The organism is Paraburkholderia phenoliruptrix (assembly GCF_047325075.1).
GTDB lineage: Bacteria > Pseudomonadota > Gammaproteobacteria > Burkholderiales > Burkholderiaceae > Paraburkholderia > Paraburkholderia phenoliruptrix.
Genome location: NZ_CP168531.1, coordinates 1,667,859 through 1,681,338 on the forward strand (window position 1 = coordinate 1,667,859; position 13,480 = coordinate 1,681,338).

The window sequence follows — 13,480 nt, forward strand, 5'->3', positions numbered from 1 at the left end:
AGCGGGCTTCGTCTCCGCGTGGCGGTGTGGCGTCCAGCGACAGCAAGCGTTCGGGTAGTCGAATCAGAAAAGGGTAAATAGCAAAGGGGCCCCCGAAAGCGAACGGCAAGCCAGTTGATGGACCTCGATCCAACCTCTCGCTTGCTGTGCGCTTCCGGGCGCCCCTTTTTGCGTGTCAGGCCGTCACGGTCTGCTTACGCGCATCTTATGCCTCGGCGCGCTCGGTTTCGTCGTTCAGCGCCGTGTCGAAGAAGCGCTGCTTCGCCTCGTCGCTCGCACGCGCATAGGCGCGGTTCACGCCGCTGATCACCGCGCGGATCGACGCGGTCACCAGGTTCGCGTCGATACCCACGCCGAACGCGCTGCCCGTGAGATCCGCGCCGGCCATTTCGGCGACCGCCACCGCGCGGGCATCGGCGCCTTGCGTCAACGCACGCTCTTCGTAGTGCTGGATGCGCACGGGCACGTCCATCGCGTGCATCAAGGCGTCGAGCGGGCCGTTGCCTTCGCCATGCAGCACGCGGCGCGTGCCGTTGATCTCGACGGTCAGCTTGATGCGCTCGCGTCCGTCCTGCTCGGACAGGCTATGGCCGACGTAATGCACCGGCGCGGTGTTGCGCACGTATTCCTGCTGGAACAGTTCCCAGATCTGCGACGACGTGACTTCCTGGCCGCTCGTATCGGTAAAGCGCTGCACGGCCGAGCTGAAATCCACCTGCAGGCGGCGCGGCAACACCACGCCGTAGCTCTGCTCGAGCAGATACGCGATACCGCCCTTGCCGGACTGGCTGTTCACGCGAATCACGGAGTCGTAAGTGCGGCCGAGGTCGTTCGGATCGATCGGCATGTAGGGCACTTCCCACATCGCATCGGGCTTTTGCGCGGCAAGACCCTTCTTGATCGCATCCTGATGCGAGCCCGAAAACGCGGTGAACACCAGATCGCCGACATACGGGTGACGTGGATGCACCGGCAACTGCGTGCATTCCTCGGCCGTGCGCGCGACTTCATTGATGTTCGAGAAATCGAGCCCGGGATCGACGCCCTGCGTGTACAGGTTCAACGCGAGCGTGACGAGGTCGACATTGCCGGTACGCTCGCCGTTGCCGAAGAGGCACCCTTCGATGCGGTCCGCGCCCGCCATCACCGCCAGTTCGGCTGCGGCGACAGCGGTGCCGCGGTCGTTGTGCGGATGCACGGAGACGATCAGCGAATCGCGGCGCGCGAGATTGCGGTGCATCCATTCGATCTGGTCGGCATACACATTCGGCGTGGCCATTTCGACTGTGGCCGGCAGATTGACGATCGCCTTGTGCTCGGGCGTCGGCTGCCAGATGTCGAATACCGCGTCGCAGACTTCCTTTGCAAATTCGAGCTCGGTGCCGCTGAATACTTCAGGGCTGTATTGCAGCGTGAAATGCGTTTCCGGCGCGGCGTCGGCGAGACGCTTCATCGTGCGCGCGGCGTTTTGCGCAAGTTGCTTGACGCCGTCTTTGTCGAGCCCGAACACGATCTTGCGGAATTCCGGCGCCGTCGCGTTGTACAAATGGACGATTGCGCGCGGCGCGCCACGCAAGGATTCGAAGGTGCGTTCGATCAGGTCGTCGCGCGCTTGCGTCAAGACTTCGATCGTGACGTCGTCCGGAATGTGGCCGCCTTCGATCAACTCGCGCACGAAGTTGAAGTCCGTCTGCGATGCCGACGGAAACGCGACCTCAATTTCCTTGAAACCGATCTGCACCAGCGTCTTGAACATGCGCATCTTGCGCTCGCTGTCCATCGGCTCGAACAGCGCCTGGTTGCCGTCGCGCAGGTCGGTGCTCATCCAGATCGGCGCGCGTGTGATGGTGCGCGACGGCCACTGGCGGTCCGTCAAATTGATGGGCTTGAACGAGCGGTACTTGGTGGCAGGGTTTTTCAACATTTTCATCATCCGTGGATTCGACAAGCAGGGAGTCGACCGGACGACAAAAACGCGAAGCAGGGCCGCCGGTCGGAAACCGGGGCTGGGTCAGTTACTGGGAAATTAAGCGGTGCTTCGGGTGATTCAGTTGGAAGCGCGCAGCAGCAGACCTAGCCCGGTAGAGCGGGCTAGTAGTAGCGATAGGGTGGTCTGGGCGCGGTACATAGTGCGCAATAGGAACATATTATTGGGACGACGTCAAGCGCAGGCTCGCGCACGGCGCCCAGGCTACAATTCGCGACGGTTTGAAAAACGGAACGTCAATGAAGATTCGGATTCTCACTCTCGCGTGCGTCGCGACCGCTGCGGCGCTGCTCGCGGCCTGCACCACTGTGTACAGGAACTCGGACGCGTGCGAGCAGTTGATGCGCAGCAAACTCGCGGAAACCTCGTCCGATACGCTCAAGATCGGCCATACCGGCGCCGGCATCGGCGGTTCGCGTGTGGTGGTGGAAGGGGCGATCGAGCATGGGGTGACGGCGTCTGAGGCGGCGGGTGGGGCTTCGGGGGCGTCTGGAGCTTCGAGGGCGTCCGGGGCCGCGGGGGCTTCGGCGGCTTCGTCGCTGTCGAGGGCCGCGAGCGGTTCCGCAACGTCGGCGGCTTCCGGAGCGGCAACGGCCGCGGGGGCGACCGCATCAGGCGTGGGCGCTGCAGCAGCTTCGCCGTCGGCATCGTCAGACGCGCAGGCGCTGGCGCTCAAATCCGGCAAGCCGAAGAAGATCGTGCAAGCTGCAGCTGCCGAATGTACGTTCCATGGTCCGACGCTCGCCACGTTTAGCTGGCTTGCCCCGGCAAAGCTGGCGGCGCCGTCCGAGCCAGATTCGGGCGAAGCACAGGAGTAAGTTCTCGAGCACCACCGAATTCGTGCGCCGCGTTTTGTCGCGAAGCGGCCACGAATTCGCACATGCTGATGCTTTTGCCAGGCGATCAGCTCTTCGGGCGCCAAGCGCGAGAATACCCGCAGGCGCCGTTGCACGCGCAGGTGGCAAGGCGGACGCCGCTCCAAAAGCGTGGAATGACCCCGTGCGCACCGCCGTCGCATCATGGCTTCTCTTCCGACAGCTCCATTGCCTCGGCCTGGCATCCGCTCCGCGCTTCGTTCATCAAGGCGAGGACGCGTTCAGCAAACGCTTGAGGCCGGCCTTCAAAGCAACGCTCTACCGCGTGCGTATGGATCAGCCGCTGTCGCAACGCAACGCGTTCGTCGTGCCCGTCGATCATTCGCACTGCGGCAGCGATATATGCCTCAATGCTATCCGCCGTGGCCCACGCCGGCATGTCCACGCGGTCGAACAGCGCGCCGTCGATACGCTCGAACACTTCGCGCCCGCGCATGCACACGCCCGGCAAACCGAGCGTGAGCGCGTCCACAATGCCATTCGTATTGCCGAACGGAAACGGACTCAGAAATAAATCGGAAGCGTTGACCCGTTCCAGATAGTCCGGATACAGATGAAACCCGTGCACCACCGACCCCGGCAGTGCGCGGCCGATGACCTCGCGCATATGATCCAGCGGGAGTCCGGCATGCACGCCGCTCATGAAATGAAACTCGACGGGCGTGGCTGCGCGCTCGCCGATTTCCCGGCACGTATCGAGAAATGCGGGGTTGAGCTTCATTGCGCTCGCGGTGATGATCGCCTGCACTTTTTCACGCCGCGGCGGAATGATCGGGGCAATGGCCGGCAATGCCACCGAAGGCCGGTACGGCTGTCCGTCTTGGGGCAGCTTCAACAAGCGTTCGCTGAAGCACGCGGGATCGCCGGCATAATCTTCCTCCACGCTCACATAGTCGATCTTGTCCGAATGCGTGGTGGCCGGATGACCTAGTCCCGCGATCTGCAGCGGCGCGACGCGTAGATTCGACATGAAGATGGTCAGCACGAACATGCCGACGCTCGGCATATACAGCACCTCCGGCTTTTCGCGCTCGGCAAAGTCGCGAATGGTGCGCAGACACTCGCCGATATACTCGGGCTCCTCCAGTTCGATGAAGCGGTCGAACACCGCGCGACCGATGTCGTCGATCGCATAGCCGAAGCCGAAAGCCACCACCTCGAAATGCTCGCGCGCGCCTTCGAGCGTGCGGGAGTGCGTGCGGTAGATGGAATGCGCGCCGCCGAACCATTCGAGCACCACCAGCATCAACGGCTTCTTGCGCGGCCTTGTGTTCGCATCCGCTCCGGCACGCGCCTGCGGCACCGCCGGCAGATCGGTCAGGCCCAGTTCGGCGAGCTTGCGCCGCACCAGTACGTTGATGTCGCGCTTGATCTCATGCCTGCGCGGCGTTTGTGCGTAGCTGCAGAACATGTAGGCGTTGTGCAGCAAGGCGGTGGGCAGATCGTCGAGATTCCCGATTTGTTGCAGCTTGCCGGGCAGCCATTCGATCAGCGCCTCGCGCTTCATGTGCGCGCTTGCCGAGCCCTTGAAAACGGGCGCCAGAAGGACGAGCGCGAGACAGGCCGCCAGGACTTTGTCGTACGCCCACAGCGCGGCAAAGTCGAGTTCGCGTTCGGACTCCGTCGAATAGAGCACGCACAGCTTCTCGACAAAACTGTCGCCAGCGAGAAACTGCCGGTCTTCCTTGCCGCGCGGGTTGAGGTGGCAAGCGACATGGTCCGCGTCGCCGAACGGCGTGGCGGAGAACAGCAGGCCCACCCATTCATGCAACGTTAAAAAGAGCCCGAAACATTCGGCTGGCGGCCTGAAGTCAGGGTCGGCGAACAGCGTGGAAGCCGCGCTTGCGAGGCGCGTGCAGAAGCGCCTGCGTTGCTCCGCGGGCGTCAACCCGGTCATGCCCGACGCGAGGAAGCTCCCGTCGAGTTCGCCGCGTTTGTGCTGAAGCAGCGCCAACGCGGAGAGCAGCTGGATTGCCGCGCGAACATGCTGCCGCGTATAGACGAGCTGCTCGAACTCGTCGAGCGAAAAGGTGGCTTCTTCCATGGAGTGACGGTTGACAGTTATGCAGGACTAACTATCTTCGTGAAGCGTTAGTCGCGAGCGGCGATTATCGCAGCCACCCCATATCGAATATGTGCTTTCCGCCAGTTTGTGAATTTTCAGCAGCTCGAATGCGGTCTTACCTTCAGAATGCATAGTACGGACCCGGCCCCGCGGACGTCGCGCGCGACGCGATCGCCGTGTACACGCGGCGGCCGAAAAAGAACGGCAAGCCCCAGCCGAAGCCGCTCGCAGCCGGGCCGGCGAGATTGTCGAAGGCATTATTCGCCGAGGCAAACAGAACCCGCGAGTTGCCGACAGCGAAGCTCACCGTGGCCGACGCGCCGTTTGTGCCGCTGATCGTTGCGCTGGCTGAGCGCGTGGAATCGGGGCAGTACCAGTAGCCGCATTGCGGCAGTTGCGTGTCGCGATAGAAAAGGCCGTTTGAGCCGGTGTCGAGATAGCTTTGCGCATAGGTCTGGCCCTCGTACGCCGTACTGACGTAACCGGTTTGCGGACTGCCCTTGAGCACACTCGCGTTGCCGAGCGTGTTGTTCGCCTGGGTGTCGATGCCGAAGATCATCGTGCCCGCTACGGTGTCCGCGCCGCTGTCCGACACGTCGGGAAGCTCGATCACGATGCCATTGTTGTCGAGCGCGAAGCGGCTGACCGGATTGACCACCTGCTGCGCGACGGGCTGCGCGCTCGGCAGGCACGCGCCGCTTGCGTCGCAGCTGTAGTACCAGCGGGGCAGTGCCGCGTTGGCGCAGGCCGCGCCGCAGTCGGCTGCGAATACGCCCACGCCGAGGATGCCGTTCGCGCGCAGCGTGTCGAGCGTGAGCATCGACGGGCCGGAGCCGGCGCAGTCCGCGGGCACCGACGGCACTGCGGGGTCGGCGATCAACTGGATCGGGATCGAGGCGGCCAGTTGTCCGGCCATCCGCACGTCGGCGCTGCGCACGGCGCCCCACGCGTAACCGCCGCCGAAGACCGCGCATTCGCCCGAGACGCCGCCGCCCGACGCCACTGCCGCGAGCGGCAGGCTCGCCGGCAACGCGGAGGCGAGAATGCGCAGGCCGTGCGAGCCGGTGTCCACCTGAATGTTGTCGATGGTCGCGCACTGGTCCGTGCCCGGCTGACACAGCGTGACGCTCGTGGTCAGCATGTTGCGCGTGAGGCGCGGCGCGGCGTGCACGACGATCGGCTGGACGTTCGGCGTGTTCGATTGGGCGACGCTGGTGCCGCTCGTGCTGCTGGGGCTCGAAGCGGCAACGGGCGCCTCGGCTGCGGGCGAGCTTGCCGTGCCGGCGGGTGCGTTCGTGTTGGACGCGGTGGTCGGGGCGCTGCCTCCTCCGCCGCCTCCGCAAGCGGTCAGGGCGGCGCAGACGAGGAGCAGGGCGCAAAGACGATGGTTCGGCTTCATGGCGTCAAGGAGGTCGGCAGTGGTTCGGGAGCGGGCGCGTCAGCGCAGGTCGTCGGCCGTCACGCCCGGCGGCAGCGCGCCGGGCAGCCAGGCGCGGCCCGCGTAGCCGCGCATCGGCCCGCCCGATTCGACGATCACGTCCGGCCGTACGACGCGCGACGCGTGCAGATTGCCGTCCGCCGCCGCTGCGGCGCCCGCCCGATAAGAGCCGGCGTACTTGCCGAGCAGCGCGGCCAGATCCGGCATGGTCGGGCCTTGCCACGTGTAGGCGACGATTTCGCCGCTGCTCGTGCCGTACTCGTTGATGGTCGTGTTGCCGGCATCCGTCGAGGTGCGCAGGCGCAGCGCGCCGTTCAGCAGGCTCTGGGGCGCGCTCATGCCGGCTCTTGGCGCCATCACGCCGCCGAGTTGGGCGCAAGCGTTGGCGCTGCTGCACAAGCTCGCGACGGCGATCGCTAAGGTGCCGAGGAGGCGGAAAGAGTGGATTTGCGGCATGACGGCGTCTCCTGCGTGGGGCGTTCGGGGCTTCTCGGAAAGGCGTTTTGAAGATAGCACCCGTGTTTCACGATCACGCAGGACGGCCGTCTGCGAGACTTGCGTCATCCCAAAAACGGTCGTGGGCCGAAACCGGAAAGAGTCTTTGAAAACAATGTTCTGACAGCGAGCGCGCATGCCTCTGACACGTTGTTCGGAATAGTTGTCGATTGTTAAAAGCCGCGCATGCTGAAGCGGGCACTAGGCGGGGCAAACCCCAGTTTTTGCACAGGGCTCGCCGGGATCGGTAAAATGTTGGGTTGATCCACGGAATCTTGCCGTGGCGTAGCGGAAGGATTCCCCGAACATGACTGATCTTCGTCTTACCAAGCGGTTTGCAGTAATGCTGATGGCGGGCGGGCTGGTCGCCGGCTGCGGCACGTCGTCGCCGACCAAGGTCGATTACAAGAGCGACTCGAAATCGAAGCAGGTGTCACTCGCCGTCCCGCCGAACCTGATCGACGAGACGGCCGATCAGCGTTCGCTGCCGCCGCAAGGCGGCGAAACCTCGCTGTCCACGCTGCGCCAGGTGCAGGCTCAGGCGCCGGCGGCGAACACGCTTTCCGTCGTGCCGCCCGTGAGCGGCATGCATATTCAGCGCGACGGCACAGAAAGCTGGCTCGTGATCGACAGCAAGACGCCGGCAGAGGCGTGGCCGCAAATCCGCCGCTTCTGGCAGGAGCAGGGTTTCCTGCTGGTCGTCGATCAACGCGACAAGGGCGTGATGGAGACCGACTGGAACGAAACCCACGCGCAGATCAACGACGGCCTGATCCGCAGCACGCTGTCGAAGGCCATGGGCAACAGCTACGTCACCTCTGAGCGCAACAAGTACCGCACGCGCCTCGAACCGGCGCCGAACGGCGGCACCTATGTGTTCATCAGCCAGAAGGGCATGCGCGAGGCGCTGACTGGCACGAACAACGATTCGAGCACGTGGCAGCCCAAGCCGAACGATCCCGGTCTGGAGCAGGAATACCTGAAGCGCCTGATGGCGGCGCTCGCGCTCGCCGATTCGCGCGGCAAGTCGGGCGGCGCGCAAACCGCGGCGCTCTCGCCAGCCGGTGCCCAAACGGCGCCCAATGCGGCGACGGCGGGCGCGAAGTCGGCGGCCGCGGCTACGGCGGCGCAAAACGTCGTGCTGGCGGCCCAGCAGCCCGTGCGCGACCCGGACGCGGCAAACGGTGGTCCGGCGGCGCAGCTGTCGTCGAACGAGCTCACGCTCGGCGAGCCGTATGACCGCGCGTGGCTGCGCGTGGGCCTCGCGCTCGACCGCAGCAATTTCACCGTGGACGACCGCGATCTGACGCGCGGCCTGTATTTCGTGCGCTACGTCGATCCGAAGGACATGTCGTCGGCTGAACAGGGCTTCTGGAGCCAGGTGTTCCACGGCAAGAAGGAAAAGGTGGCCAAGCAGTATCGCGTGAACGTGCGGGCGCTGACGCCGGACCAGACGCGCGTGGCCGTCGTGGACGACAAGGGCGGTATCGACGAAAGCCCGCAGGCGCGGCAGATTCTGAGTCTCATGGCCGACCAGCTGCACTGACGCGCGCCGCAGCGGCGGCAAGCGCTCCGAAACCCGTCCGGGACCTTTGCGTTCCGGGCGGGTTTTTTTCATGGCCTTCGCTTGGGCTTGGCGGGCACGATGGCGCGCGCTGTGCCCGAGCCGCCGTGCACATGTCTTGCTTGTCATGAGGGTGCCGGCGCAAACCGGCATCCACCGGAGATGGCCATGTTCGACGTGATCCCTTACTGGATGTGGGCCGCGAGCCTGCTGGTGCTCGCGCTGGTGTGCGGCGCCGCGTTGAGTCCACGGCAGCCGCGCGAGCCGCGAGCCATGCGGGCCCGGCAATCCAGCGCGCTGCGCTCGAAGTGGCCGATGCGCTGAATCCACGCCGGAGCGCCTGTTTATCCCTACCTTCACTTCAGGTATCCACCCGCAGCAGGCGGTGCGCAGCTCGCGCGCGCTGCTATGGCCGAACGTCACGTTACTTCGCTGACGTTACCCCGGTGACGTAACTTTCCCGCGCTTGACGACGGCCCGCTACGAGCGCGGTCGGACCGTAAAAATCCACCGCACAATCAACGGCTTGCGTCGAATCCTTATTGCTTTGCCGTAACTGGCACGTATGGTGCTTTTAGAGGTTGATGGGGCCGGATTGCCGCAGCTCCCCGCAGCGGGCTCGATCTGCCACTGCCCATCCAGTCGAGCGTCGGTCATAGACCCCGCTCAGCCCGACAACGGCCGCGCGCGTGACGCGCAGGCCCCGGTGGCCCCGTCGCCTATCCTCGTAGGGCGACGGTTTTTTGCCCGCACTCCGGTGGGGTGCGGGCAATTTTTTGAGCCGCCGAAACAGCCAGGCTCAGGTATCCGCGCGCCGCGTCCCCAGCCACGGCAGGCGCTTGACGACGCCGGTCGCCAACGCCGTCCCCACGAGAATCACGCCGCAGCCCTCGAGCATGCCGGCCGACACGCCTTCGCCGAGAAACAGCGCACCCCACAGAATGCCGAAGATCGGAATCACGAACGTCACGGTGATGGCGCGCGCCGGGCCCGCCACGGCGATCAGATGGAAGAACAGCATGTAGGCGATGCCCGTGCACGCCACGCCGAGCGCCAGCACCGCGCCCCACGCGTGCAGCGACACCGGCGCGCTCGGCCAGTAGATGACGGCGAGCGGCAGCAGCACGATCGTCGCGCCGGTCATCGTGCCGGCCGCGACGGTGAGCGCGTCGACGCCCGTCAGGTAGCGTTTCGTGTAGTTGGCGGCGATGCCGTACAGCAGCGTCGCGCCAAGCGCCGCGCCCGCTGCGAGCGCGGTGCTCAAAGGCGTTGCCGCGGAGCCGCTCGGCGCGGCGATCTGGTCCCACACCAGCATCAGCACGCCGAGAAAACCGATGACGAGGCCGAGCGTGCGCAGCGCGCTCAGCCGGTCGCGCAGCCACAGGAAGGCGACGAGACCGCCCCACAGCGGCGTGGTCGCGTTGATGACCGAGGTCACGCCCGCGGAGAGCGTCAACTCGGCATAGGCGAACAGGCAGAACGGCGCGGCTGAGTTGAGGATGCCCACCACGAGCAGCGGGAAGGCCCGCGTGCGCAGGATCGTTGCGGATTGTTGCCACGGACGCCGCGCGAGGAGCACGACGATCAGAAACAGCGCCCCGATGCCGACGCGCAGCGCCATCAGCGGAGCAACGCCGAAGTCGGTCACGCCGACGCGGATGAACAGAAAGGACGCGCCCCATAGGGCCGCGAGGATCAGCAACTGGAGAAGGTTTTTGGCGTTCATTGTGGTGGCGTCGCGCGCGGTTGAGTCGAGACGCCTGCGCATCGTAACAGCGCGATAGCCCAAAACGTTTCACGTTCGAATGAAACGGCAAGTATCGGGAGAGGACGTCTGACACACGTGATCGTAAGCGTCGACGCGCGGCGCGCAAAGCGAGCAATTCTCACGTTGATGTGAGAAAAATTGCGATTGTTTGGGAGGCGAAGAGGCTTGGAGGCGCAGCCGCGTGGGTGGCGCATCCGCCATCGAAAAGACGTGTGAGGACGCGCGGTCAGCCGGTGAGGCGCGCGTTGGAGCCGCCAGCAGTCGAGCAAAGAGAACGTAGCCGAGCCCACAGCCCAGCCACGCCCATCCAATCCGTCAAGCCTCAATGCGGAATCATCCCCTGCAGCACGTTCTGCTGCAGCCAGACCAGAATGCCGAGCAGCACGGTCAGCAGAATCGAGTGCTTGAAGGTCCGCGCGAACACCACGCCTTCCTTGCCCTTGAGTTCCGTGGTTGCCACGCCGGTCGAAATGTTTTGCGGCGAGATCATCTTGCCCATCACGCCGCCCGACGAATTGGTCGCCGCCATCAGCACGGGATTCAGATTCAGCTGATGCGCCGCGACCACCTGCAGATTGCCGAAAAGCGCATTGCCGGACGTGTCGCTGCCTGACAGAAACACGGCGACCCACCCGAGGAATGCCGACACCAGCGGGAAGAACGGTCCGACGGACGCGACGCCGAGTCCGAGCGTATAAGTGAGCCCCGAGTAGTTCATCAGATATGCGAGCCCGACGATGGTTGCGACCGTCAGAATCGCGATGCGCGTCTGCACCCATGTGTCGGCGATGGCGGCGCCGAATTCGCGCGCGCTGAGTTTGACGACGAGACTCGTGATGATCGCCGCGACGAGGATCGCGGTGCCCGTCGCGAGCGGCTGGAAGTCCCAGATCGCGCCATACGGCGTGTTGTACAACGTGATGAAGACAGCTTTATCGAGCCCTGGCCAAGGAATTTTCACGTCGCCGATCAGAAAAATCTTCGCCACTGTCCAGACAATCACGACAACCGACACGATGATCCACGGATACCAGCCCTGGCCGCCGCCGATCTTGCCGCGCACTTCGCCGACCCGGTCGATGTCGACCGCGAACGCCGGGTCCGCCGCCGGTTTCCATACCCGCAGGAATGCGATGGTGACGACGAGCGAGACCATCGACGACAACACGTCGGTCAAGCTGTAGTTCACATAGTTCGACGCGACGAACTGGGTGAGCGCGAAACTCGCGCCCGACACCAGCAACACCGGCCAGACGCGCAGCATGTTGCGAAAGCCCGCATACACGGCGATCACATAAAACGGCAGCACGAGCGCGAAAAACGGCAACTGGCGGCCGACCATTTTCGCGAGCGAATCGGCCGGCAGATGCGTGACCGCGCCGAGCACCGTAATCGGCACGCCGAGCGCGCCGAAAGCGACCGGCGCCGTGTTGAAGATCAGCGTGAAGGTGAGCGCCTCGAGCGTCGGAAAACCGAGCAGGATAAGCAGCGAACTGGTGATGGCGACCGGCGTGCCGAAGCCCGAAATGCCCTCGAGCAGCGCGCCGAACGAGAAGCCGACCACCACCAGCACGACGCGCCGGTCGTTCGGCAGATTGTCGATCATCCACATGCGAAAAGCGGCGAAGCGGCCCGAGCGCTGCGCGATGTTGTACAGCAGGATCGCGGCGAACACGATCCACATGACCGGCCAGCACGCGAACACGGCGCCTGCCGCCACCGAGTCGAGCGCGAGCCCCACGGGAAACTTCCATCCGCCGATCGCGACAATCAAACCGACGACGAGCCCCGCGAGCGACGCCTGCCACGCGGGCCGGCGCGCCCAGCCGAGCAGCACCAGCACGACGATGATCGGCAGCGCCGCGACGAGGAACGACGCGAGCAGCGAATTGCCGATGGGAGTGAGTAGTTGATGAAACATCACGTCTCCTTCGTTGTTGTTCGAATCGACGCGGAATTGAGAATGACGGGACGCGTCGCTGGTGCAGGACGGATGAGTGCCGCCCGGACAAAAAAATTGCCGGGCGGTTCCCTTTTAAACGCTTACTGTGCGGCTTAAGCAAGCATAGGGCGCGAAGCTGGCGCGTCAAGAAGGGAAACTACCGGAGGAGCGGAAGCGCACAGGGGCGTGCGCAAACGGCGTCGTGCGCACGCCGTTGGAGCGACCGGCTCAGGCGACCGGCGCAGGCCACCCGCATTGCGCAAAGCCCTTCAGTGATGCCGGCCCCGCCCGCCGCCGCCCCACGACCAGCCGAAGCCGATCGACACCGCCGGCCCATACCAGCCCGGATAGCCATAGCCATACCAGGCGGGATAGACCGGCGGTGGATAGTAGACGGGATAAGCCGGCGCCACATACACCGGCGGCTCGGCAACCACGTAGGCAGGCGGCGAACCCGCATACCCCGGCTCCGGTTGGATCTGCTGGCCTTGCTGCACGGGCGGCTGCTGTTGTGTGGACGGCCCGACCGACGAGTCGCCGGCCGTGGCGGGCGGCACTTCGCGCCGAGTCGCGCCGGCGGGCACCGTCGCGTAATAGGACGGATAGCCGGGGTAATAAGCCGGATAGTAGCCGTACGGGTAGTAGCAGCCCGCGAGCGACGCCGCGAGCAGTAGGCCGGAGGCGGCTCTCAGCGGGAGCCGTGCATGAAGGGCGGCGTGCACGGGCGGCATGCCCGGCAGACGCGTGCGATTAAGACGAAAAGAGTCGATGACGCGGGACTTCATGGCGCGCTCCGGTTGCAAACAACGTGCAAGCAACGCGACCGACGCCGTCGTCGGCCCGTTATCGCACGAGCTTACGCCCATGAGGCGCGAGGAGGAGGGCAAAACCGTAACGGCGTATTTCGCCGCATTGCAGCCGCGCGCGGCGGCTCCCGGTGCGCTGCGGTGTTCATCGCTGCCGTATTCATCATTTTCATGCGAACCGGCAAGCGGCGAGCGGGCGGGGCAGTGCGCCCGGCCCGCTCCGCAGCCTGATGCTCAAAGACTTACTTGCCCACCTGGTTGCCGATCACACCGCCCACAGCCGCGCCGCCGAGCGTGGAAAGCGCACTGCCGCCGATCACCGCGCCGGCCGCGCCGCCCACGCCCGCGCCGATTGCCGTGTCGCGTTGGCGCGTCGTCATACCTTCGCACGCAGAAAGGCTTGCGACAAGCGCGACCAGCACCGCAAGCGAACCCGTTTTACGAATCGATTTCATGATGACTCACTCCCTTGTTGTGATTCGAAGCCGCCTGTCGTTATGCATTGGTTGGTTTGATCTTATCGCCGCAACCAGTTTCGAG

At 64.8% G+C, this 13,480-nt stretch carries 11 protein-coding genes; 3 read left to right on the forward strand and 8 right to left on the reverse strand.

The window, feature by feature from the left end:
* Positions 1–205: 205 nt before the first annotated feature.
* Positions 206–1,924 carry a 2-isopropylmalate synthase gene (gene leuA, locus ACEN8U_RS19695; protein WP_041746316.1) on the reverse strand — a complete coding sequence of 573 codons (1,719 nt, stop codon included), beginning with the start codon at positions 1,922–1,924 and terminating at the stop codon, positions 206–208.
* A 302-nt stretch (positions 1,925–2,226) separates the two neighbouring features.
* On the opposite strand from leuA, the gene ACEN8U_RS19700 reads away from it, so the two are divergent.
* Positions 2,227–2,805, forward strand: a complete 579-nt coding sequence (locus tag ACEN8U_RS19700; protein ID WP_015003263.1) for a hypothetical protein — start codon at positions 2,227–2,229, stop codon at positions 2,803–2,805.
* A gap of 199 nt (positions 2,806–3,004) precedes the next feature.
* Here ACEN8U_RS19700 and ACEN8U_RS19705 read toward each other — a convergent pair whose 3' ends face one another.
* From ACEN8U_RS19705 to ACEN8U_RS19715, 3 genes are all read right to left on the reverse strand, one after another.
* Positions 3,005–4,906, reverse strand: a complete 1,902-nt coding sequence (locus tag ACEN8U_RS19705; protein ID WP_310106891.1) for a glycosyl transferase family 1 — start codon at positions 4,904–4,906, stop codon at positions 3,005–3,007.
* A 142-nt stretch (positions 4,907–5,048) separates the two neighbouring features.
* The gene (locus tag ACEN8U_RS19710) at positions 5,049–6,326 is read right to left on the reverse strand and encodes a DUF3443 domain-containing protein (RefSeq protein WP_015003261.1); all 1,278 of its coding nucleotides are present in this window, start codon (positions 6,324–6,326) and stop codon (positions 5,049–5,051) included.
* 39 nt (positions 6,327–6,365) lie between these two features.
* On the reverse strand, positions 6,366–6,821 hold the full coding sequence (locus ACEN8U_RS19715; RefSeq protein WP_015003260.1) for a DUF2844 domain-containing protein: 456 nt from the start codon (positions 6,819–6,821) through the stop codon (positions 6,366–6,368).
* A 346-nt stretch (positions 6,822–7,167) separates the two neighbouring features.
* Between ACEN8U_RS19715 and bamC the strand changes: the two genes are divergently transcribed.
* Both bamC and ACEN8U_RS19725 read left to right on the forward strand, forming a co-directional pair.
* On the forward strand, positions 7,168–8,406 hold the full coding sequence (bamC, locus tag ACEN8U_RS19720) for an outer membrane protein assembly factor BamC (RefSeq protein WP_013588998.1): 1,239 nt from the start codon (positions 7,168–7,170) through the stop codon (positions 8,404–8,406).
* A gap of 186 nt (positions 8,407–8,592) precedes the next feature.
* Positions 8,593–8,748: a hypothetical protein gene (locus tag ACEN8U_RS19725; protein ID WP_015003258.1), complete on the forward strand. Its 156-nt coding sequence runs from the start codon at positions 8,593–8,595 to the stop codon at positions 8,746–8,748.
* A 475-nt stretch (positions 8,749–9,223) separates the two neighbouring features.
* Here the strand turns inward: ACEN8U_RS19725 and ACEN8U_RS19730 are convergent, their stop codons facing one another.
* The 4 genes from ACEN8U_RS19730 to ACEN8U_RS19745 form a co-directional block, all read right to left on the reverse strand.
* Complete coding sequence (locus tag ACEN8U_RS19730) at positions 9,224–10,150, reverse strand: DMT family transporter (protein WP_015003257.1); 927 nt, start codon at positions 10,148–10,150, stop codon at positions 9,224–9,226.
* A gap of 364 nt (positions 10,151–10,514) precedes the next feature.
* Positions 10,515–12,113 (reverse strand): L-lactate permease, encoded by a 1,599-nt coding sequence (locus ACEN8U_RS19735; RefSeq protein WP_015003256.1) that lies wholly within the window; start codon positions 12,111–12,113, stop codon positions 10,515–10,517.
* A gap of 290 nt (positions 12,114–12,403) precedes the next feature.
* A complete protein-coding gene (locus tag ACEN8U_RS19740) occupies positions 12,404–12,919 on the reverse strand; it encodes a hypothetical protein (protein ID WP_015003255.1) in 516 nt (171 codons plus the stop codon).
* Positions 12,920–13,182: 263 nt separating this feature from the next.
* Positions 13,183–13,395, reverse strand: coding sequence for a glycine zipper 2TM domain-containing protein (locus tag ACEN8U_RS19745; protein WP_015003254.1), 213 nt, complete (start codon positions 13,393–13,395; stop codon positions 13,183–13,185).
* Between the last annotated feature and the right edge of the window lie 85 nt (positions 13,396–13,480).

Excerpts from the sequence above, each read along its gene's own strand:
- leuA (WP_041746316.1), bottom strand. The coding sequence starts at position 1,924 with ATGTTGAAAAACCCTGCCACCAAGTACCGCTCGTTCAAGCCCATCAAT.
- ACEN8U_RS19700 (WP_015003263.1), top strand. The coding sequence starts at position 2,227 with ATGAAGATTCGGATTCTCACTCTCGCGTGCGTCGCGACCGCTGCGGCG.
- ACEN8U_RS19705 (WP_310106891.1), bottom strand. The coding sequence starts at position 4,906 with ATGGAAGAAGCCACCTTTTCGCTCGACGAGTTCGAGCAGCTCGTCTAT.
- ACEN8U_RS19710 (WP_015003261.1), bottom strand. The coding sequence starts at position 6,326 with ATGAAGCCGAACCATCGTCTTTGCGCCCTGCTCCTCGTCTGCGCCGCC.
- ACEN8U_RS19715 (WP_015003260.1), bottom strand. The coding sequence starts at position 6,821 with ATGCCGCAAATCCACTCTTTCCGCCTCCTCGGCACCTTAGCGATCGCC.
- bamC (WP_013588998.1), top strand. The coding sequence starts at position 7,168 with ATGACTGATCTTCGTCTTACCAAGCGGTTTGCAGTAATGCTGATGGCG.
- ACEN8U_RS19725 (WP_015003258.1), top strand. The coding sequence starts at position 8,593 with ATGTTCGACGTGATCCCTTACTGGATGTGGGCCGCGAGCCTGCTGGTG.
- ACEN8U_RS19730 (WP_015003257.1), bottom strand. The coding sequence starts at position 10,150 with ATGAACGCCAAAAACCTTCTCCAGTTGCTGATCCTCGCGGCCCTATGG.
- ACEN8U_RS19735 (WP_015003256.1), bottom strand. The coding sequence starts at position 12,113 with ATGTTTCATCAACTACTCACTCCCATCGGCAATTCGCTGCTCGCGTCG.
- ACEN8U_RS19740 (WP_015003255.1), bottom strand. The coding sequence starts at position 12,919 with ATGAAGTCCCGCGTCATCGACTCTTTTCGTCTTAATCGCACGCGTCTG.
- ACEN8U_RS19745 (WP_015003254.1), bottom strand. The coding sequence starts at position 13,395 with ATGAAATCGATTCGTAAAACGGGTTCGCTTGCGGTGCTGGTCGCGCTT.